This window comes from Burkholderia sp. Ac-20392, assembly GCF_017104585.1.
In the GTDB taxonomy this organism is placed as follows: domain Bacteria; phylum Pseudomonadota; class Gammaproteobacteria; order Burkholderiales; family Burkholderiaceae; genus Burkholderia; species Burkholderia lata.
Genome location: NZ_JAAGPB010000123.1, coordinates 1 through 20,056, shown reverse-complemented (window position 1 = coordinate 20,056; position 20,056 = coordinate 1). Strand labels below are relative to the sequence as shown.

Annotated in this window: 21 protein-coding genes and 1 pseudogene; 3 read left to right on the top strand and 19 right to left on the bottom strand. The window is 63.0% G+C overall.

The window, feature by feature from the left end:
- A pseudogene (locus G3N99_RS15980) lies at positions 1 to 373 on the top strand (3-oxoadipyl-CoA thiolase); the annotation flags it as partial.
- 89 nt (positions 374 to 462) lie between these two features.
- On the opposite strand, the gene G3N99_RS15975 reads toward G3N99_RS15980, so the two are convergent.
- The 3 genes from G3N99_RS15975 to G3N99_RS15965 form a co-directional block, all read right to left on the bottom strand.
- Positions 463 to 990, bottom strand: coding sequence for a DUF523 domain-containing protein (locus G3N99_RS15975; RefSeq protein WP_174941126.1), 528 nt, complete (start codon positions 988 to 990; stop codon positions 463 to 465).
- 82 nt (positions 991 to 1,072) lie between these two features.
- Positions 1,073 to 1,633, bottom strand: a complete 561-nt coding sequence (locus G3N99_RS15970) for an N-acetyltransferase (RefSeq protein WP_206122877.1) — start codon at positions 1,631 to 1,633, stop codon at positions 1,073 to 1,075.
- The gene (locus G3N99_RS15965; RefSeq protein ID WP_206122876.1) at positions 1,630 to 2,487 is read right to left on the bottom strand and encodes a class I SAM-dependent methyltransferase; all 858 of its coding nucleotides are present in this window, start codon (positions 2,485 to 2,487) and stop codon (positions 1,630 to 1,632) included. The genes G3N99_RS15970 and G3N99_RS15965 overlap by 4 nt, the downstream gene beginning before the upstream one ends.
- Positions 2,488 to 2,811: 324 nt before the next feature.
- Between G3N99_RS15965 and G3N99_RS15960 the strand changes: the two genes are divergently transcribed.
- Positions 2,812 to 4,356, top strand: a complete 1,545-nt coding sequence (locus G3N99_RS15960) for a PAS domain-containing methyl-accepting chemotaxis protein (protein ID WP_174941120.1) — start codon at positions 2,812 to 2,814, stop codon at positions 4,354 to 4,356.
- A 118-nt stretch (positions 4,357 to 4,474) separates the two neighbouring features.
- Here G3N99_RS15960 and G3N99_RS15955 read toward each other — a convergent pair whose 3' ends face one another.
- From G3N99_RS15955 to G3N99_RS15880, 16 genes are all read right to left on the bottom strand, one after another.
- Entirely contained in the window at positions 4,475 to 5,053 is a 579-nt protein-coding gene (locus tag G3N99_RS15955) for a TerD family protein (protein ID WP_206122875.1), read from the bottom strand.
- Between the two features lie 32 nt (positions 5,054 to 5,085).
- Positions 5,086 to 5,661: a TerD family protein gene (locus G3N99_RS15950; RefSeq protein WP_174941116.1), complete on the bottom strand. Its 576-nt coding sequence runs from the start codon at positions 5,659 to 5,661 to the stop codon at positions 5,086 to 5,088.
- A 28-nt stretch (positions 5,662 to 5,689) separates the two neighbouring features.
- Positions 5,690 to 6,721, bottom strand: coding sequence for a TerC/Alx family metal homeostasis membrane protein (locus G3N99_RS15945; RefSeq protein WP_174941114.1), 1,032 nt, complete (start codon positions 6,719 to 6,721; stop codon positions 5,690 to 5,692).
- Between the two features lie 11 nt (positions 6,722 to 6,732).
- Entirely contained in the window at positions 6,733 to 7,182 is a 450-nt protein-coding gene (locus G3N99_RS15940; RefSeq protein WP_011353886.1) for a tellurite resistance TerB family protein, read from the bottom strand.
- Between the two features lie 48 nt (positions 7,183 to 7,230).
- On the bottom strand, positions 7,231 to 8,445 hold the full coding sequence (locus tag G3N99_RS15935) for a TerD family protein (RefSeq protein ID WP_206122874.1): 1,215 nt from the start codon (positions 8,443 to 8,445) through the stop codon (positions 7,231 to 7,233).
- Positions 8,442 to 9,035 carry a TerD family protein gene (locus G3N99_RS15930; protein ID WP_206122873.1) on the bottom strand — a complete coding sequence of 198 codons (594 nt, stop codon included), beginning with the start codon at positions 9,033 to 9,035 and terminating at the stop codon, positions 8,442 to 8,444. The genes G3N99_RS15935 and G3N99_RS15930 overlap by 4 nt, the downstream gene beginning before the upstream one ends.
- Before the next feature lie 250 nt (positions 9,036 to 9,285).
- Positions 9,286 to 10,236: an HpcH/HpaI aldolase/citrate lyase family protein gene (locus tag G3N99_RS15925; protein ID WP_241011676.1), complete on the bottom strand. Its 951-nt coding sequence runs from the start codon at positions 10,234 to 10,236 to the stop codon at positions 9,286 to 9,288.
- Positions 10,233 to 11,327: a cysteine protease StiP family protein gene (locus G3N99_RS15920; RefSeq protein WP_206122872.1), complete on the bottom strand. Its 1,095-nt coding sequence runs from the start codon at positions 11,325 to 11,327 to the stop codon at positions 10,233 to 10,235. The genes G3N99_RS15925 and G3N99_RS15920 overlap by 4 nt, the downstream gene beginning before the upstream one ends.
- The gene (locus G3N99_RS15915) at positions 11,320 to 12,078 is read right to left on the bottom strand and encodes a trehalose phosphatase (protein ID WP_174986001.1); all 759 of its coding nucleotides are present in this window, start codon (positions 12,076 to 12,078) and stop codon (positions 11,320 to 11,322) included. Before G3N99_RS15915 ends, G3N99_RS15920 begins: the two co-directional genes overlap by 8 nt.
- Positions 12,068 to 13,195 carry a phosphoribosyltransferase domain-containing protein gene (locus G3N99_RS15910; RefSeq protein ID WP_206122871.1) on the bottom strand — a complete coding sequence of 376 codons (1,128 nt, stop codon included), beginning with the start codon at positions 13,193 to 13,195 and terminating at the stop codon, positions 12,068 to 12,070. Before G3N99_RS15910 ends, G3N99_RS15915 begins: the two co-directional genes overlap by 11 nt.
- Positions 13,196 to 14,112: 917 nt before the next feature.
- Positions 14,113 to 14,604, bottom strand: coding sequence for a hypothetical protein (locus G3N99_RS15905; protein WP_206122870.1), 492 nt, complete (start codon positions 14,602 to 14,604; stop codon positions 14,113 to 14,115).
- Complete coding sequence (locus G3N99_RS15900) at positions 14,604 to 15,278, bottom strand: M35 family metallo-endopeptidase (RefSeq protein WP_206122869.1); 675 nt, start codon at positions 15,276 to 15,278, stop codon at positions 14,604 to 14,606. The genes G3N99_RS15905 and G3N99_RS15900 overlap by 1 nt, the downstream gene beginning before the upstream one ends.
- Entirely contained in the window at positions 15,265 to 15,813 is a 549-nt protein-coding gene (locus G3N99_RS15895) for a PAAR domain-containing protein (RefSeq protein WP_206122868.1), read from the bottom strand. The genes G3N99_RS15900 and G3N99_RS15895 overlap by 14 nt, the downstream gene beginning before the upstream one ends.
- Positions 15,814 to 15,928: 115 nt before the next feature.
- Positions 15,929 to 16,330, bottom strand: a complete 402-nt coding sequence (locus G3N99_RS15890; RefSeq protein WP_241011675.1) for a hypothetical protein — start codon at positions 16,328 to 16,330, stop codon at positions 15,929 to 15,931.
- Positions 16,331 to 16,854: 524 nt separating this feature from the next.
- Positions 16,855 to 18,324, bottom strand: coding sequence for an NADP-dependent succinate-semialdehyde dehydrogenase (gene gabD / locus G3N99_RS15885; RefSeq protein WP_206122867.1), 1,470 nt, complete (start codon positions 18,322 to 18,324; stop codon positions 16,855 to 16,857).
- A 92-nt stretch (positions 18,325 to 18,416) separates the two neighbouring features.
- Entirely contained in the window at positions 18,417 to 19,700 is a 1,284-nt protein-coding gene (locus G3N99_RS15880; protein ID WP_174941090.1) for a 4-aminobutyrate--2-oxoglutarate transaminase, read from the bottom strand.
- Between the two features lie 126 nt (positions 19,701 to 19,826).
- On the opposite strand from G3N99_RS15880, the gene G3N99_RS15875 reads away from it, so the two are divergent.
- The coding region (locus G3N99_RS15875; protein WP_206122866.1) for a GntR family transcriptional regulator at positions 19,827 to 20,056 on the top strand (230 nt) is incomplete at its 3' end.

Below are 20,056 nucleotides of genomic sequence, written 5' to 3'. Positions count from 1 at the left end.
GCGCGCACGCGTGCTCGGGATCGCGACGGCCGGCGTCGCGCCGCGCGTGATGGGCATCGGCCCCGCGCCGGCCACGCAGAAGCTGCTCGCGCGGCTCGGGATGACGATCGACCAGTTCGACGTGATCGAGCTGAACGAGGCATTCGCATCGCAAGGTCTCGCGGTGCTGCGCATGCTCGGCGTCGCCGATGACGATCCTCGCGTGAACCCGAACGGCGGCGCGATCGCACTGGGCCACCCGCTTGGTGCGTCGGGCGCGCGTCTCGTGACGACCGCGATGTATCAGCTGCATCGCACGAACGGCCGTTTTGCGCTGTGCACGATGTGCATCGGCGTCGGCCAGGGCATCGCGATCGCGATCGAACGCGTCTGACCTGCGTCTCGGGGTGAAGCGGCAGCGTTACCGCTTCGCCCTGTCCGAATCGATGCGCGGCACGAGAATCCTCGTGCCGCGCATCGTCGTTAACCGGCCTGCGACAACTGCTTGAGGCGCGCATCGAGCGCGTCGATTTCGGTGTCCGCGAACACTTCGATGCCATGCTCGCGCAGCAACGCCGCCGTGACACCGGCGCCCGCGTGCCGCCGGTTCCCGAAACTCCCGTCATAAATGAACGTGCTGCCGCACGACGGACTGCCGTCGGCGAGGATCGCGAAGCGGCAATCGTGCGTGCGCGCGAGGGCCAGCGCGGTGTGCGCACCGGACACGAACGGCGCCGTCACGTCCGTTCCGTTCACGTCGACGATGCGCGCAGCGCCCGACAGCACCCGCTGCCCCGATTCGCCGCCGGCGATTTCCGCGGGCGGGCGCGGCACGCTGAAGCCGCCGGCCAGTTCGGGGCAGACGGGCACGAGACGCCCTTCGCGCTGCCACCGTTCGAGCGCCTCGTGTGCGGCGGTCTTGGCCGACCCGTTGTATCGGACCGGATGACCGACCACGCACATGCTGACGAGGATCTTCGGCATGGCTTGCGGCTGCGCTTCGTTCTGCAATTTCGCTCTCCGTGATGCCGCGATGACTGATGGCGGCAGTGGCTAAGCCGGAAATTCTACGCTTCGCCCGCGAGCCGGTGCGTCAGGCGGTCGGCCCTTCCAGATGAATGTCTTCCGGCTCGAGCGCGTACAGCGCCGGGTCGGGCGATGCGCTGACCGTGAAGCCGAGCCGCAGGTAGAAGTCGATCGTGTTCTGCGACGGTGTGGCCGACACATACAGGCGCGCAGCGCCCATCGCGCGCGCCTGCTCACGTGCGGCGCGGTAAAGCTGCTCGCCGAGCCCGCAGCCGCGCCAGTCGCAGCTCACGTGCAGGAACTTCAGCTGCAGCATGTCGCGGTGCGGGCCGAGCAACTGGCTGTCGACGACGACCGCCGCGACGAGCCGTGCGCCGTCGAACATGCCGAGGCACCAGCCGCCGCGATCGTGGCAGTCGAGCAGGATCGGCGTGTAGTGGTCGGCTTCGCCGTCGGGCCAGCCCGCGACGTCATAGAAGTCGGGCACGAGCTGCAGCGCGCCGTCACGCAGCACATACAGGTGCTCGATGATCTCGCGCCGGTCGATGGTCCACACGAGCGGCACATCGTCGCGCGTGAGCAGGCGGGCGGAAAGTGCGTCGCGTTCGGCGGCGGTGCGGCGCATCATGCGGCCTCCCGATGTGCGGCGATCCCATACATCAGCGGCAAGCGCGGCATGCCGTCGGGCGGCACCATCCGGTGGCCGTCCAGCTCGCGCATGCCGTCGAAGCCCTTCCAGCCGTTCGCATACGGATATTCGGTCAGGCGGTCGATCGCGAGCCCGGCCGATACAAGCGCGTTCACGACTTCGCCGATGCCCCACATGAACTCGTAGCTCGGATGCGGGTTCGCGAAATCGACGACGCCCGGATGGTCGTGCTGCGCGCCGAGCCCCGTGCCGGAGGCGGCGACGTAATCGCCGACACCCGCCGGCTCCTCGGTCGCGTCGCCTTTGAAATAGTCGTAGTGCGGCTTCCAGTGTTCGTCGAAATACAGCGCGAACGGATGGAACTCGACCATCGCGAAACGGCCGCCCGGCGCGAGCAGCGCGGCGATCCCGCGCGCCCACGCGTTCAGGTCGGACAGCCAGCAGATCGCGCCGTACGACGTGAACACGCGATCGAAGCGTTCGCCGCGCGCGGCGGCCTCGGGCATCCAGTCGAGCACGTCGGCGCGCTCGAAACGCGCCGGCAGGCCCGCGTCGATCGACAGTTGCCGCGCGAACGCGATCGCTTCGTCGGAGATGTCGACGCCCGTTGCATCCGCGCCGTCACGCACGAGGCTCAGCGTGTCCTGCCCCGCGTTGCACTGCAGGTGCAGGAGCCGCAGCGCGCTGATGTCGCCGAGCAATTCGCGTTCTTCCGGAAAGAGCGTCGAGCCGCCTTCGCGGAAAAAGGCGGCCTGATCGCCTTTATGACTGTTATGTGCGACTGTCGCCGTATTCCAGGACAGCCGATTCAGTTCGTGCAATGCCTTTTTCATCGAATTCGAATGCCGATTGAATGGAGCAGGATAGACGGAATCGTTTCGCCGCGTGCAACGGCCGGCGACATAGACGTGCCGCGCGATGTGGCAGGGCGGTACGGCGTGACAGGTGGATGAACATACGCAGCGAATATTGCCGGATTATTTGATCGAAATCATGGCGGCCGCCGAATTGAATATTTTATGCGAAGAAAGGGTAAGGTTTTTCCCCAATATGCCGACAGTAAGATGAAGACCGTCGTAAAGCGATAAACCGTTTTTCGGCTACTGAGCGTGAAGTCAGCGCGACGCGGACGTCAGATCCGCTTTTCGGAGCCTTGCATGCGCAATAACCAGCCCGTTACCCAACAGGAATTCGATTTCCCCGACGACGTCACGCTGATGTCGACGACCGACGCAGACAGCATCATCACCTACGCCAACACGACGTTTGCGCAGGTGAGCGGCTTCACGAACGAGGATCTCGTCGGCCAGCCGCACAACGTGGTGCGCCACCCGGACATGCCGCGCGAAGCGTTTGCCGACATGTGGGCGACGCTCAAGCGCGGTGAGCCGTGGACCGCGCTCGTGAAGAACCGCCGCAAGAACGGCGATCACTACTGGGTGCGCGCGAACGCGATTCCGGTGATGCGCAACGGCGAGCCGCAGGGCTACATGTCGGTGCGCACGAAGGCGCCGCACGACGAGAGCGAGGCCGCCGATGCGCTGTATCGCGCGTTTCGCGAAGGCAAGGCCGGCCAGCGCCGGTTCCACAAGGGGCTGGTGATCCGCACGGGGCTGCTGCGCATCGCGTCGCTGTCGCAGACGATGTCGGTGCGTGCACGCGTGCATTCGGCGCTGTGCGTGCTTGCACCGGCGGTCGTCGGCGCGGGCTGGGCATGCGGGCTGGCCGGCGGCGGGCTCGCGGCGTTTGCCGGCGTGACGCTCGGTGTGGCGGCGGCGGCCGGCCTGTGGCTCGATGCGCAGATCGTGCGTCCGCTGAAGCGGCTGCATGACCAGGCGCTGAACGTTGCGACCGGTGAAAGCCGGCGCGGCGTTCGAATGAACCGCGTCGACGAGATCGGCATGACGCTGCGCACGATCAACCAGCTCGGGCTGATGTTCCGCTGGCTCGTCGACGACGTCAGCGAGCAGGTGCACAACGTGCAGCGTGCGAGCAACGAGATCGCGCAGGGCAACAACGACCTGAGCGCGCGCACCGAGCAGGCGGCGTCGAGCGTGCAGGAGACGGCCGCGTCGATGGCCGAGATGACGGCGACCGTCGACAGCAACGCGGAGACCGCGCTGCAGGCGAACCGGCTCGCGATGTCGGCCAGCGAGGCGGCCGGACGCGGCGGGCAGGCGGTGGGCGAGGTCGTCACGACGATGAGCGACATCACGGCCAGCTCGCGCAAGATCGCCGACATCATCGGCGTGATCGACGGCATCGCGTTCCAGACCAACATCCTTGCGCTGAACGCGGCGGTGGAAGCCGCACGCGCAGGCGAACAGGGGCGCGGCTTCGCGGTCGTCGCCGGCGAGGTGCGGGCGCTCGCGCAGCGCAGCGCGAACGCGGCAAAGGAGATCAAGACGTTGATCGGTGCGAGCGTCGACCGCGTCGAGTCGGGCGCGCGGCGTGTGGACGAGGCGGGCAAGACGATGGAGGACATCGTCGCGCAGGTGAAGCGCGTGTCGGACCTGATCGCGGAGATCAGCTCGTCGACGGCCGAGCAGAGCACCGGCGTGTCGCAGGTCGACCAGGCGGTCGTGCATCTGGACAACATCACGCAGCAGAACGCGGCGCTGGTCGAGCAGAGCACGGCGGCGTCGGAGAGCCTGAAGCAGCAGGCGACGCGGTTGGTGGATGCGGTGAACGTGTTCCGGTGATCGCGGCTTGAACCGTCAATCTTCACGCATTGCGACCGACCTCATGCGTGGAGTACGCCGTTCAGTTGTGAACTGAACGGCGTGATCGGCCAAACCGGGGATTTTCCTGCCTTTCGGATTAGCCGATGCTCACACCGTGAGCTTCTGCCAGAGGCTTCAGGCCACCCGTGAAACCTTGTCCGATCGCCTTGAACTTGAACTCGTCGTTGTGGCGATACAGCTCGCCGAAGATCATGGCGGTTTCCGTGGAGGCGTCTTCGGACAGGTCGTAGCGAGCGATTTCCTTGCTGTCGGCCTTGTTGACGACGCGGATATAGGCGTTGCTCACTTGGCCGAATGACTGCTTGCGGGCTTCGGCGTCGTGAATCGTGACGGCGAACACCAGCTTCTTCACGTCGGTCGCCAGGCCGGTGAGCTTCACGTTGACCTGCTCGTCGTCGCCATCGCCCTGGCCGGAACGGTTGTCGCCCAGGTGCTCGACGGAACCGTCGGCGGACTTCTTGTTGTTGTAGAAGATGAAGCTGGCGTCGCTCAGGACTTTGCCGCTTTCACCGGTGACGAAGATCGACGCGTCGAGGTCGAACTCGGTGCCGTCGGTGACGCGCGGGTCCCAGCCCAGGCCGACGACGACTTCGCTCAGGCCCGGGGCCTCTTTCGACAGGGAGACGTTACCGCCTTTGGACAGACTGACAGCCATGGTGTGATTCCTTGTTCAGGTGAGGAGACCGTTCAGAAGTTCATGCCGTAGCCGTTGGCCACGGCACGCAGGCCGCCGGCGTAGCCTTGGCCAACGGCGCGGAATTTCCACTCGCCGCTGCTGCGGTACAACTCCGCGAAGATCATTGCGGTTTCGGTGGAGGCGTCTTCCGCCAGGTCGTAGCGGACCACCTCCGCACCGGAGGTCTCGTTCACGACGCGGATGAACGAATTGCTGACCTGGCCGAAGTTCTGCTTGCGCGCTTCGGCGTCGTGGATGGTCACCGTGAAGGCGATCTTGTCGATATCGGCCGGAACGCGGCTGAGGTCGACCTTGAGGACTTCGTCATCGCCGTCGCCAGCGCCGGTACGGTTGTCGCCGGTATGTTCGACGGAACCGTCCTGGCTGCGCAATTGGTTGTAGAAGATGAAGTCGGCTTCACCGCGGACTTTGCCGTTGGCCCCCAGCAGGAATGCGCTGGCGTCCAGATCGAATTCGGTGCCATCGGTCGCGCGCGGGTCCCAGCCCAGGCCAACCAGGATCCTGGTCAGGCTCGGATCGGTTTTGGAAAGCGAGAGGTTGCCGCCTTTTTGAAGAGTCAGTGCCATGAAAACAGCTCCTTTGGGTTGTGACGGGTTACTGATTTTCGGCTTGCGCTTCTTCCTTTTTCGGGAAGATCACGCTGGCCAGGATTCCGATAGCCAGGACTATCAGTACGATGAGCAGGCTGGTGTTCGGGGAGATGCTGATGCCGTGGTGGAACAGATGGTCGGTCGCGTTCAAGCCCAGCTTCGCTGCGATGAAGAACAGCAATACGATCACTGCCTTTTCCAGATGCACCACGTAGCGCTTCAGCGCTTCCAGGACGAAATACAGGGTGCGAAGGCCAAGGATTGCGAACAGCATCGCCGAGTAGACGATCAAAGGTTCACGGCTGACCGCAATGACGGCCGGGACCGAGTCGAACGCGAACAGGACGTCGGACACTTCGATCACCACCAGACAGAGGAACAGCGGGGTGGCGAAGAGGTTGCCTTTCGCCGCCAGGCTCTTGTCGTTCCCGGCCGTCCGTACTTCCGCCTCGAGCGTCTTGCGGCTCACGAAGAAGTTGTGGCCGTGCAGCCTGGGCCATACGGGGAAGAGTTTTTTCGCGAAGCGGCAAGCAAGATGCTGCGAGTAATCCTTCTCCTCGTCATCGTCGTCACCGCCCTTGAGCATCATGACGGCGGTCCACGCGACGATCAGCGCGAAGACGATCTCGACCCACGGGCCGAATGCCAGCAGGCCGGTACCGATGACGACAAAGACACCGCGGAACACGATGGCCCCGATGATGCCCCAGTGCAGGATGCGGTGACGCATGCCGTCCGGGACCTTGAACCAGGCGAAGATCGCCATGAAGACGAACAGGTTGTCGACGGAGAGGACCTTCTCCAGTGCATAACCGGTAAGGAACAGGCTGGCCACTTCCGCGCCATGCTGCACGTACAGGAAGCCGGCGAATGCAAGGGAGATGGCCACCCAGAATACCGACCAGATGGACGCACGGGCGAGGGTGATCGGTTTGTCGTCGCGGTGGGTAACCATGTCCAGCAGCAGGGCGGCCAGCGCCAGCCCGACGAATACGGCCATGGTCAACGGCGGAAAGCCAATGGGTGTCGTTTCCACGTTTCGGTTTCCTACAGTTCGAAGTCAACCGGGTTCAAGCCGAGTTCCAGGCAGATCAGGCGGCAAGCCGCTTTTTCCTTGTCGTCGAAATGACCGTCGGAGGCGCCAATGGCACAGGCCACGCGCACCAGCAAGCGGGCTTCTCCGTCCTTGCCCTTGATCTTGCCGATGGCCTTCAGCGCCTCGGCCTGGCCGATCTGGAAATCGAATTCGAACTTGCCGCAGGCGTCGCTGAACACCTTGATCACGTCGTTCAGGTTGAAGACCTTCAATTCCGGCGAGTTGTTGATGAAGCCGACCATCTTCAGCTTCTCTTCGGATTTGATCTCGCCATCCGCGGCGGAGATCAGCGCGCAAGCATTGGCGGTTGCCTCCATGAACGTCCGGTTCTTGAATTTGGCGACTTCGATGGTCAAGGTTTCGCGGGCTTTGGCCGCGTTGGTTTTCAGCCAATCGAGCATGTGTTTTCTCTCAGTGAGCGGGGCCGGACGGCCCCGCCGGGTCAATGGTTACTTGGAGCCCGCTTTCCAGCGCATACCCCAGTCGTAGGCACGATCCATTTCCTCGTGTCCGGGATGGAAGTCGACGCGACGAGAGACCTTGACGGCCCCGTTCACGTTTTCAAGCAGGGCAATCGCACACATGCCGTGGCGGCCTCCCTCCTCGTTCATGCGAACTTCGATTTCGGACTGGCCAGGCACGAAAATGGTTACCACACCGTCAGTTGCCTTCCAGTTCGGAGCGCCGTCGTAGATGAACGCGAAAATCAGGATGCGTTCGATCTTGTTCCACTGTTGCCCGTTGATGCGAAGCCACTCGCCATCGGCAACCGAGCCCGTACGGTCATCTCCCATCAGCTGGATGTAGGGCTCCTCCCGCAGGTCGCCGAAACGCTTGCCGAGCGCCTGCACGGCCCCTTTGAGTCCGTCCTGCATTTCAAACAGGCAGCCCAGGTCCAGGTCGATGGCACCGCGTTTTCCCAGGAAGCCGCCGAGCAGGCCACTCGTACCCTGGTTCCAGTTCAGGTTCACCTTGATTTCACCGAAGCCGGCAGCGGTCTTCTCCAGACTGATGCTGGGGCGCGATTTGTCGAGCGTGATTTTGCTGAGTCGGATCGTGGACGTCGGCGCGCCAGGCGGTACCGGTGCGAGCGCCGGCGCCGGCGCCGGTACGGGTGCCGGGGGCGGCACGGGAGGGCTCTGCGCCTGGCTACCGGAAGGCGTGGCAACGTCGACGCCGAAGTGTTTTGCGAGCGGCTCCAGGCCGCCGGCAAAGCCTTGCGCGACACAGCGGAATTTCCACGCGTCCTGACGGCGGTAAAACTCCCCGAGGATCAGCGCAGTCTCGTTCATCCCGGCAGTCGGAATTTGCGCCTCGATTCCTCCCGTAACGGCCACTGCCAGCATCGAAACGCGGTCGAAGGTCGCCTTGTTCTCATGGATGGTCGCGGTGAGCGCGACTTTCTCGACGGCCGGGTCGATCCGCCCGAGATCCACGGTGAACGTTGCCCGGCCGGCCGTCGTGGTGGTCAACTGAACCGCGCCACCCAGGACACTGGTTTGGCCGTAGAAGCACATGTCGCCATCGCCCCGGACTTTCGCGGCAGCACTGAGCGCGAATGCGGAGATATCGATCTCCGCGCCTGGAATCGGAGCGAAGTTGATGTCCACACGCAATTGACCGGTGGCAACCGGCGCATTTCCGCCAGGTACCAGTGTCGTCATGCTCGCACCGCCTGAATCGCCAGATTGACGAGATCGTCCGCGGTGCGGCCGTGGGTGGACTGGCCGATTGCCTTGAATTCCCAGCCGCCGCCGCCACGGCTGAGGCTTGCCATGACGACACCGGTGTGGCGACCTTTCTCCGCCAGGTTGAAGCGCGCCAGCTCCTGGTTTTTCGAGTCGTCGAGGATGCGGCAGTAGGCGTTTTCGACTTGGTCGAAAGTCTGACCGCGGAAGCTGTTGACGGTGAACACCAGGTACTGGACGGTGCCCGGCAGGCGCTGCAGGTCGACGTGGATGGTTTCATCGTCGCCATCCCCTTCACCCGTCAGGTTATCGCCGGAGTGCTCGATGGCGCCGTCCCTGGATTCCAGTTGTCGGAACCAGACCAGATCGACGGATTTCATGTCGCCGTCCAGCAGGATGCAGGAAGCATCGAGGTCGATGTCGTTGCTGCCGCCACCCAGCATCTTCGAGAAGAAGCCACCGGACTTCACCGGGTCCCAACCCAGGCCCAGACTAATCGAGGTCAAGCCACGACCGGCGGTTTTTTCCAGCGAGATGCTCTGATTCTTGCTCAGGGTGAGTGCCATCTTTACGCTCCTTGTTGATCTTCAGTGTTTTGTGTTCGAGCGAGGGATCGGACGGAGTCACATTCCCCAGCTTTGCTAAACCGCGAGCGGGTTTGCCGCCACACGGGAAAAGAGTCGCCATGGTTCGTCTTGCGCGACAGCTGCTGACTCTTGATCCGGACGCAAGTCGCCGCTGCCGCCGGGCCGACATCGAGTCGGCGAGCAGTAGACCGTGCTCCTTTGGGGGCAGCCTCGCGCATTGCCACGCTCATCAGCCGGCCTCCGCCAGTCGGACGCCGTGCTCGCTACTACTCGGGGCGGTGGGCCTCACGCCGTGCCACTTGGCGCGTTCGAGGATGTTGACCGCCCACTTGTAGTGGGTTGCCGGCTCACACATCGCGTCGTTGTGCTTGAAAACGGCAGGGGCCGCCTCGTTGACGATCAGCCTGGCGCAGTTGAAGTCTTCGAGGCTCACGCGCAGCGCCTCCTGAATGATGCGAATCTGGCTCGGGTGAATGGCCGTCTTCCCTACCAGGCCATGAGCGATGTCCAGTTCCAGCTCCTCGTTCAGGAGATGGGGAGTAGCGAGTTGCTCGAATACGGGTGCGGTCAGGGCAAAGCCCTGAGCACCCATGATTCCGGCAAGCATGGGGATCACGTAGCTGATGGGCGTGCTGTAGATCGTGGTGGCCGGATTGCGCCGCAGGCCTAGACACCCCATCAGGTCGTTGCCGCCGATTCGCAGCGCGATGATGCGTCGGTTCAGGTTGGCCTTCAGGGCCGAGCCAAGCTCTACCATCGCGCCCGGGTCATAGACGTCGGCCGTTTCCAGTGTCGGCATGAGGTACAGGTCAGGATGACTGACCGCGTGCTCCCACGACGAAAGGGATTGCAGGGTCAACTTGGGTACGACGAACCCGTCGACGTGCTTCATCAGCGGCCAGTCGTTCAGAACCGCCGCCATTGCGGCATCACGTGGCCGAACGAACAACAAGGGACCGGATTCGACGCGCCCTCCCCGGGCATCGATATTCGTGAGGAGCGCCTGCAGGTTCGCCAGCGCGCTTTCGACGTCGATTGCCGCCACCGCGTCTTCCAGACAGACCACCAGCGAGCGCAGCTCCGGGATCCTGGTGCCGGAAACCACATCGAGGATGTCGCTGCGGGTGGCCGGCATGTACAGAGTCGCCCCGAGGGCGAACGGAGAAATGGTTTTAATCAATTCGCATTCCGAATGATTGTTGCCGCGCGATACGGGCCCAGATCGGCGCCCGCTTCCTCTACTGTCACGCCCGCGCGTTCGGTGAGGTGCAACAGCAACTGAACGTCGCTGTCATCGCGGTCACGTACCAGTACGCGATCCGGCACACGGCGCAGGACCGCTCGGGTTGCCTCGGCGATACCCGGTTTCACGCGGTTCAGGTTGCCGATGTCGAAGCGGGTCGCCAACGCGGACACTACGTTGTCCGCGGACGCCTGGAGTGCCAGTCGCTGATCGTTGGTCCACGGAACGGCAGGACGAGCGTCTGCCAGCGCCCGGCGTTCGGCATCGATCCTGTCGATGAACTCGCGCGTGACATCGTGTTCGCGCAGGTGTTCGTAGACCACGCAACCATGCAGGCCGCCTTGAGCCGGCCAGATGGTGCGGGACACCAGCCCGGAAACGGTTGCACCGAGAATGCCGGACGGAATTGTCCAGTCTTGTGCGGAGGCAGCCAGCCATGCGCGGCCGCACGGATCTGCCAGGACCACGAGGCGCGGACCTTCAGGGAAGCGCGAGTCGTCCGCCAGGGTCCGTGCGAGTTCGCCGGAAATGGCACCTTTGCCGGTCCAGCCATCGACGAAGACGATGTTTTCGGCGCCATGCAACCGGATGATGGCTTCCAGCGCAACCGTGTCGATCCCGCGATCGCGAATGATGCTGATCCCGTAGTGGCGAGCGTCGCGCCCCGTCTCCACGAGTGCCCGGCGCAGCAGCACGCCAAGCGGCAGGCCGGCGCGAACAAATGAGACCAGGGCGATGTCCGGCCCGGTGTAAGCGCCACTCAGCGCCATCGCGAGGGACTGCACATCCGAAGCCATGCGGGCGCCGTTCTGCACCAGCGCGCGGGCGTAAAGGCGCTTGTGCACGTCGGTGGGAGCCTGCTCGAGGCCGATCATTTCCGAGTAATGCTTTTGATTCGTCTGAATCAGACGCTCCTTCTCCTCGACGTCGGTGACGCTCATCCGCACGTGTCGCAGCAGGAAGTGCACGTCTTCGGGGGCGTAGCTGCCGCTGCCGACGGTGTTCAGGCTCGCGAGGCGATTACCCATGGATCGTCCCCGTCACCCAGTTCGCAAGCTGGCTGCGCGCCGGTGTCGCCCACATGTGGCAGAGGTCCATGTACCCCAGATCGGTGATGCTGTCGCCGAAGCCCAGAACCGGTCGCTCGCCGTGGAGCTCGCGGTCGCGGCGCAGCCACTCGTGAACGGCCGCGCGCTTGGCCAGCCCCGTTGGCAGGAAGGCGAGGTTGTTGCCGTTCGCGTGAACGTGCATGCCGTCCAGCATGCGCCGGGACCGAACTTCGGCCAGCACCTCGGCGAGCACCGAGTCGTCGGACTCGTTGTGCTTGACCACCACGTAATGACGCAAGCCTTCTTCTTCCACCACCCAGCCGCGGAGCGCGTAGCCGAGTGCCTTGCCGATCTCCAGCGTGGCCTCGCTGAGTGCCGGCAGTCGGTCCTGAACGCTCCGGAGGGCCTCGACCATTTGCCCGTGCCAGCTTCGATCGAGTGATCCGTCGGGACGGAGCATGACGCCCCCATGCGAGCAGATTGCGCCTTCGACGAAGGGAAGCTTGACGCGGCCGTATGCCTCCACGCTGCGCGCGGTGACCGGAACGACGTCGGCGGTGGCCAGCAGCCACGTGATGAACGCGTGCTGGACCGGGTCCATGAAGCCGTTCGGCTGACCGTGCACATCCAGCGTGGCCGTCGATCGCGGGACGCCTTCCGCCATCTTGCGGGCGGTCTGGAACAGGGTGTCGTCGAGGTCGACGAATGCCAGGGGGCGATTACCGCTCATCGACGATCACCTCGGCTTTCAGTGCGTCGACGAGTTCTGCAGGCAGGGCCCGGGAGGGGGTTTCCGTGCAGATCAGGACCCGGTCGAACTGGCCGGGCCTCACGTTGTAGAGGAAGTTCGGAATACCGAGGCCGTAGTTGTCGGGGAACGACAGCGCGTGCCCGATCGCGTGGCCCAGCGCGATGGGGGACCGGGTGGTCGAGCTGAAGTGGACATCCGCGCCGGATCGCTCCAGGCGTTCCGCCAGCAGAAAAGGACGCCAGACGAACTCGCCGGTACCGACGACAATGATTTTCTCGCCGGGCTGGACCTGAATTTCCGGTGCGAGCGTGTCGTCCACATGCCGAACGCCCAGACGTCCCCAGTCATTGCGGGGCGAGAGAGGCCATTCGCCCATGGAAACGGCGCCGACGTTCGGCATTTCGGGGAGGGGCGCGGATCGATCCTCGTGGAACTGGTAGGAGCCGGTCAGCAGCGATACCGCGGTGACCGGTTCCCCGATGGATTGACGAACGGTACCGGCAGTCCAGTCGGTCAGGACGCAAGTAACCACGCGCTGGACGTTGCTCAGACCCGCTTCGACCAGCGCGCGGTGCAGGTTCACGAAGGTCTTGCCGGTGGAGGCTTCGTCATCCACCAGGACCAGCGATCGCGCCTTCAGCATCAGGTCACGGATCTCGGGATCGACCGGCAAGTGGATCAGATGAGCGCTCGCATGGCTGTGTTCTTCCTCGAAGCGAGCGAAGACGTCGGTGCCGAGCGGATGACGCGTACTGGTGAGGTACACGCTGTCGGGGCGGCCGGCACGATAGGCGCGGTGCACGCCGGCACCGAGACCCACTGCGGTTTCTGCCATGCCGATCACCAGTACCGGTCCGGGCAGGTCCGCCGGAATTTCGGCAGCCAGGCGCTCGAAGCTGGCCGCCATGATCGACGGACGCGCCGGGATGTGACGGCCCAGGACCTTGGAAACGAAGAGGAATGCTCGCCTGGGATTCCGGCGCTCTGCGAAGCCGAACAGGTTCGCAGGGGGCAGGGCGGCAGCGTCGACTTTGATCTCGAGCAGCCCCCGCTTGAGTTGGGCGCGCAGGCACGTTGGTCCTACGTGGCTTTCCATGAACAGCATCCTCGTTTGGCGTGGCTCGAAGATCCACGACGACCGCCTGCGCCTGGTGCCCAGTCGTTCAGACTGGGTTCGCGCCGGACGCCGGCACCCTCGGTTCGGTATCCCGAAACCTTTCAAAATGAAATTGAATCGTATCAAATTTGAAAGGTTCGTGCGTACACGCTTGTGCCGATATCGCGAGGGCTTTTGTTTTTCGGTTTTGTTCGGGCGGATGGGCTTTGCGGGCGTGGCGCGGCCTGATGGCGACGGTCAGCCGTTCGACCCAAGCCGATGCGGGGATCGCAGTGCCGTGACAGCGGAGAGGAGGGGGGGGCGGAAGGGTGAGGCAGGGGGACGGCGGCCCTCATTGCGCGGGCCGGTGTGGGGTGTCCCGCAAAGTCATTGCGCCTTCGGTATCGGGTTTAAGTTCGGGCAACAATGGTTGGGGCATCCTGGACCGAATGTGATTTCGACACGCCGCCCTGTATCGTCAAACTCGCTCGCGGGAAACGGTAACTTGTAGATTCGGGCGATCATGGAATTTCGTTCGCCTCGAATCGAAAATTGTTCTAGTGCGGCTTTAACGGTCGCAGCACGTCGATGCGCAAGAACTGCCGGTTTTCTCTCCGTTGGCTCCGCTAGACCAACGATCGACACCACGTCGACAATGGGGAAGCGATTGCGCATATCGTTCGACCATACGGAAAGCTTCGCCAGTTCGGTGGTAGAAATGTCGCTTGAATTGTTGTCGAATCGAACATCAAAACCCCAACCGGGCATGTTCGATGGACCGTCGCATGCGAACGCCAAATGTGCACAGCTCAACGCGAGCGTGACGGCGGTTAGGACCCTAGTCACCCTCGGTATCGCACCTCGCGACATTGTTGGCATTGGGGAACGAGAACACCGCAGACGCGAGTGCTCCGCGATCATCGATCGATGAGTTTGCTGTGCGGCGTCACGCGAGGGTCGTCGCACATCCATGCACAGCTACCTTCACATATCGGCGTAAATTCCACGATGATCTGATTGGTTTTTATTGTGCCGTCCGATCGTCGCGTGATCATTTCACCGGTAAATGTCTTTTTGTCGATCAAAATGTGATCGACGCTGATGTCAAGCTGTTTTAAATACTCCTTTATGCTTTCTCCGCGCAATTCCTTCAGTTTTTCGATGTTCTTCTCGGAAGCGAAGGCGCCCGCAATTATGATCGCTTGAATTTTGACATTTGGCCATTTTTTTGCCTTGATAACGCTATCGGCTATCGTCACTCTGTCTGCATTGGAAAGTGTGAACGTGTTGACTGGAAGTCGCAATCGCGCTTCCTCGCCTATCGTGCATGCCACCGCTAGGTTCGATAGCATTGACGACAGAATGAGCGCACAGGCTGCAGCGCTGGATTTGAGGTAATTGCTGTTCATTACTCGATGGTCTTGTCAAAGGTTGCTATGTATCCGGTAATGCTGTCGGCATTATTAATGGCGAGATCCGGGTTGTTCATTGCGAAAATCTTCATCCCGAATTCGGTGTTGCCATACATGGAATCATCGGAATCGAATGTGTCGGTGAAGTGGGTGCATTCGTGAATCAACACCTTTATCTGTGCCTCATGATATAACTCGCCAAACGGGTCGCTGCAAAATGACGAGTAGATGGCGATGACTCGTTTATGGGAGTCGGGTTTGCAAACGGCGGCACGGTTTTGGCCGCTGTCAGGTACGACTGCGCAAGATAAATTCCTGCTGGCTTCGCTGTCCCATCGAACAATCTTTTCTGGCACTAACTCCTGCATCGCGGAGCGCAATCGCGGAAGACGGGTCGATAACGTGTTGCGAATCTGCGCGTTAGCACGTCCAAAATAGGTGGTGACGCGCGCTTGTTCGTTCGCGTCCCATCCTGCTAGCGCTGCAATACGGGCATTAATCAGGCGGACGGCTTCGTAGCGAGCACGCATCACGATTTTTCTGAATTCTTCATTGCTCACGTTCGGGCATATCGGCTTCGTGTTGATATCGACATACACCTTGGAACCCGGCCTTGTGTTTGTCATGGCCGTGTCGTGTACCAGCACGTAGTCGTCGTCAGGATCCGACATTTCTGTTCCTCGTAATTTCGAACTTGATCGATTCCGCATACTCGGATGTGACGCGTTGCGTGTGGCCTGTTGCGTCTGTCACGCCGGTGAATATCTTTCCGGTTGATAGGCAAATCCGATATCGGACATTCGCCAGCGGTCGCCCGCTATCCGCCTCACGTAACACGTATTGTTCGTCATGGATGCCTGATGCCGACTCGTTTCGAGTGGGGGCGAATGCTGAATATCCGATGAACGGGGACGCCGAGCCATGGCCGCCGCCCCCAATGAAAAACGTGCAGTCACTGCCGGCGACTAAAAGGTTTTGCCCGCATGGACAAAGTACCGCGTCGCCCTCCACGGCTACGGCGCGTCCGCCTCCGACAACGGATACCGCGCTTCCTGCTATCGGAAACATTCCCTCGCAGTTTCCGCATGTCGCTTTATCGCCGTCTAAGGCAATGTGCTTGTTGTTCACGAATATGCTTGCAGTGCCCGCGATGACGATTCCACCGGTTGTCGTTGCGTCGCCGTTTCTGATCGCTCGTCGACTCATGGCTATGTCCTCAATTGAAGTAGGTCAAGACCCGATCGGCCGACTCCGGGGCATGCATCGCATCTTGGTCGATCGTGGCACCTTCTACGTCGACGGTCGGTGTGTTCCTCTTCTTTCATTGACTTGAAACTCTGGAGCGTGGACGAGCCATAGACAGTGGCTGGAAGTATTTTCTTTGTATATGGGATGAGTACGATTTTTGGTTCGGATTGCGACTTAAACGTCGTACCATGTGATGGCCGGTGAGGCCAATCAGGCCGCCACCTCCGATGATGCCGAGTGCACCGAGGATCGCCAGCGCGTTGCTGAACGCCCCGGCGCTCGGCCCGGCGAACAGGTCGCGGATCTGACTCGCGAGCGACTGGACGAAGATCCGAACGGAGTGAAACGAACCGGCCTTGAAGCTGCCTCGCACCTCGATACGGACCTCGGCGTTCTCGCCATTGAGTTCCTTGTTGGCGGACGTGAAGAGGTCGGCGATCGCGATCAGTGCCGGCGCGAGGTCGCGCACGTCCATCCGGTGCTCGGCGAGCGTTGGCCCGTCGTAGATGACGTTGAACGGTTGGTGATTGCGCGTGCCGCTCGTGCTACGTGGCGGTGGGAGCAATCGGCGATTGGCGGTACTGACGATTATGAGCGCGCTCCCTGATTCGGAGCGGCGATGATGCACCTTGGGAATCGGTGGAGCCTGGGGCGAATGTGACGAAGTGGCCGAGGGGCGCAGTGCGCCGGGCAGGTGTGAACCGGGCAGTCAGGAGAGGTGTTCATGAACGAGCAAACAGGATCGAGGCGGAACGCTCAATCTAGCGGTTTGCTGGTGAACGAGAAATGAGACTTGAACGAAAACTGGCGGGGTATGCCGTTCGGCAGAGAGTGGCTTTGCTGCCGCTGTCGCGTGCGCGGAGCATGCAGGCTTAGAGCGTACCGACTTAACGCAGAAGATGACGCGGGCACGACGGAGAGGGACGCCGGCCCGCGTCGGACCGCCCGGTTCCGGCCGGGCGGTCAGGGCCTGTCACCGAAGTGCCAGGCCCTGAACCGTCAGACGGCGAGGCAGAGGTACTTGATCACGACGTAGTCGTCGATGCCGTAGTGCGAGCCTTCGCGGCCGAGGCCCGACTGCTTCACGCCACCGAACGGTGCGACTTCGTTCGAGATCAGGCCCGTGTTCACGCCGACCATCCCGTATTCGAGCGCTTCCGCCACCTTCCACACGCGGCCGATGTCGCGGCTGTAGAAGTACGCGGCGAGGCCGAACTCGGTGTCGTTCGCGAGGCGGATCACTTCGTCGTCGCTGCCGAACTTGAACAGCGGTGCGAGCGGCCCGAACGTCTCTTCCTTCGCGACTTTCATCGCCGGCGTGACACCCGTCAGCACGGTCGGCTCGAAGAAGCCGTGGCCAAGTGCGTGGCGCTTGCCGCCCGTCACGACGGTCGCACCCTTCGCGAGCGCGTCCTCGATGTGCGCTTCGACCTTCAGCACGGCTGCTTCGTTGATCAGCGGACCTTGCGTGACGCCCGGCTCCGTACCGCGGCCGACCTTCAACTGGCCGACGGCTGCCGCGAGCTTCTGCGCGAACTGGTCGTACACGGCTTCATGCACGTAGAAGCGGTTCGTGCACACGCAGGTCTGGCCGCTGTTGCGGTACTTCGATGCGATCGCGCCCTGCACGGCCGCATCGAGGTCGGCGTCGTCGAACACGATGAACGGTGCATTGCCGCCGAGCTCCAGCGACACCTTCTTGACCGTCGCCGCGCACTGCGACATCAGCAGGCGGCCGACCGGCGTCGAGCCGGTGAACGACAGCTTGTGCACGATCGGGTTCGACGTCATCTCGCCGCCGATCGCCTTCGGGTCGCCCGTGACGACGCTGAACACGCCCGCCGGCACGCCCGCGCGCTCGGCCAGCACGGCCATCGCGAGTGCGGAGAACGGCGTCGCCTCGGCCGGCTTCACGACGATCGGGCAGCCTGCGGCGAGTGCCGGGCCGACCTTGCGCGTGATCATCGCCGCCGGGAAGTTCCACGGCGTGATCGCCGCGCACACGCCGATCGCTTCCTTCGTCACGACGATGCGCTTGTCGCTCGCCGGCGTCGGGATCGTGTCGCCGTACACGCGCTTGCCTTCTTCCGCGAACCATTCGAGGAACGATGCGGCATAGCCGATTTCGCCCTTCGCTTCCGCCAGCGACTTGCCCTGCTCGGTCGTCAGGATCAGCGCGAGGTCGTCGGCGTTTTCCATCATCAGGTCGTGCCACTTGCGCAGGACGACCGCGCGTTCCTTCGCGGTCTTCTTGCGCCACGCCGGCCATGCGGCGTTCGCGGCTTCGATCGCGTGACGCGTTTCTGCCGTGCCCATCGCCGGCACGGTGCCGAGGAGGCCGCCCGTCGCCGGGTTGCGAACTTCGAACGTCTCGCCGTTCGTCGCGCCTTGCCATTCGCCGTTGACGTACGCCTGCTGGCGGAACAGCGACGGGTCTTTCAGTGCCAGGGTTTCCTGAACAGTGCTCATATGAATCACCTGCTTCGAAAAGGACGGATGAAACGGCCGCCGCCGTCACGAAGACGGCGGCGGCGCATTCAGTTGATGAAGTCGACGGAAACTCAGGCCGGCACGCCGACCGTTTCCTTCAGCACTTCCTCGAGGATCACGAGGGCTTCGTCGAACACGGCTTGCGGGATCGTCAGCGGGAACAGGAAGCGCACGACGTTCGAGTACACGCCGCACACGAGCAGCAGCAGGCCGCGCTCGAGCGCACGCGTCTGCACGCGCTTCGTGAATTCCGCATCCGGCTCGCCCGAGCCCGGCTTCAGGAACTCGACCGCGATCATCGCGCCCGGGCCGCGCACGTCGGCGATCTGCGGCACGTCGGCCTGCAATGCGTTCAGCTTCGCCTTCAGCGCGTCGCCGAATTGCGTTGCGCGCTCGCACAGCTTCTCTTCGTCGATGATCTCGAGCACCGCGTGCGCCGATGCGACGGCCAGCGGGTTGCCCGCGTACGTGCCGCCGAGGCCGCCAGGCGCTGCCGCGTCCATCACTTCCGCACGACCGACGACGCCCGACAGCGGCATGCCGCCCGCGAGGCTCTTCGCCATCGTGATCAGGTCGGCCAGCACGTCGTAGTGCTGCATCGCGAACAGCTTGCCGGTACGCGCGAAGCCCGTCTGGACTTCGTCGGCGATCAGCAGGATGCCGTGCTCGTTACAGATCTTGCGCAGCGCGCGTACGAACTCGGCCGGCGCCGCGTAGAAGCCGCCTTCGCCCTGGACCGGTTCGAAGATGATCGCGGCGACGCGCTTCGGATCGATGTCGGCCTTGAACAGCATCTCGATCGCCTTGATCGAGTCGGCGGTCGTCACGCCGTGCACGGCGTTCGGGTACGGGGCGTGGAACACGTCGCCCGGGAACGGGCCGAAGTTCAGCTTGTACGGCGCGACCTTGCCGGTCAGCGCCATGCCCATCATCGTGCGGCCGTGGAAGCCGCCCGAGAAGGCGATGACGCCCGGACGGCCGGTCGCTGCACGCGCGATCTTGATCGCGTTCTCGACGGCTTCCGCGCCGGTCGTGAAGAACGCGGTCTTCTTCGGGAAATCGCCCGGCGCGCGAGCGTTGATCTTTTCAGCCAGTTCGACGTACGACGCGTACGGGACGATCTGGTAAGCGGTGTGCGTGAAGTTGTTCAGCTGATCCGCGATCGCCTTGACGATCTTCGGGTGGCGGTGGCCGGTGTTCAGCACCGCGATGCCGGCGGCGAAATCGATGAAGCGGCGGCCTTCGACATCCCACAGTTCCGCGTTCTCGGCGCGGGCTGCGTAGAAATCGCACATCACGCCAACGCCGCGCGGGGTGGCGGCGTTCTTGCGGGCCTGCAGGTCGGCATTCTTCACGGTCATCTCCTTGATGTTCTTTCCGGTGAGTAGAAAATCGGGCGCTTCGACAGCCCATGGAGGCGACTATAATCACATTTGGCTCTGGCAATCAGAGCCATTTCAATAAATATTCAGGAGCCAATCATGCGCGCGAGCGTGTTGTCGGACTGGCTGGCGCAGCGCCTCGTGCGCGGCGGCGAACAGCCGATCTACCGGCAGCTTCACCGGCTGCTGCAACAGGCGATCCTGTCGCGCGAACTGCCGGCCGGCACGCGCGTGCCGTCGTCGCGGCTCCTGGCCGCCGAGCTCGGGATCGCGCGCAATACGGTCACGCAGGTTTACGAACAGCTTGCGCTCGAAGGCTACGTGAACTG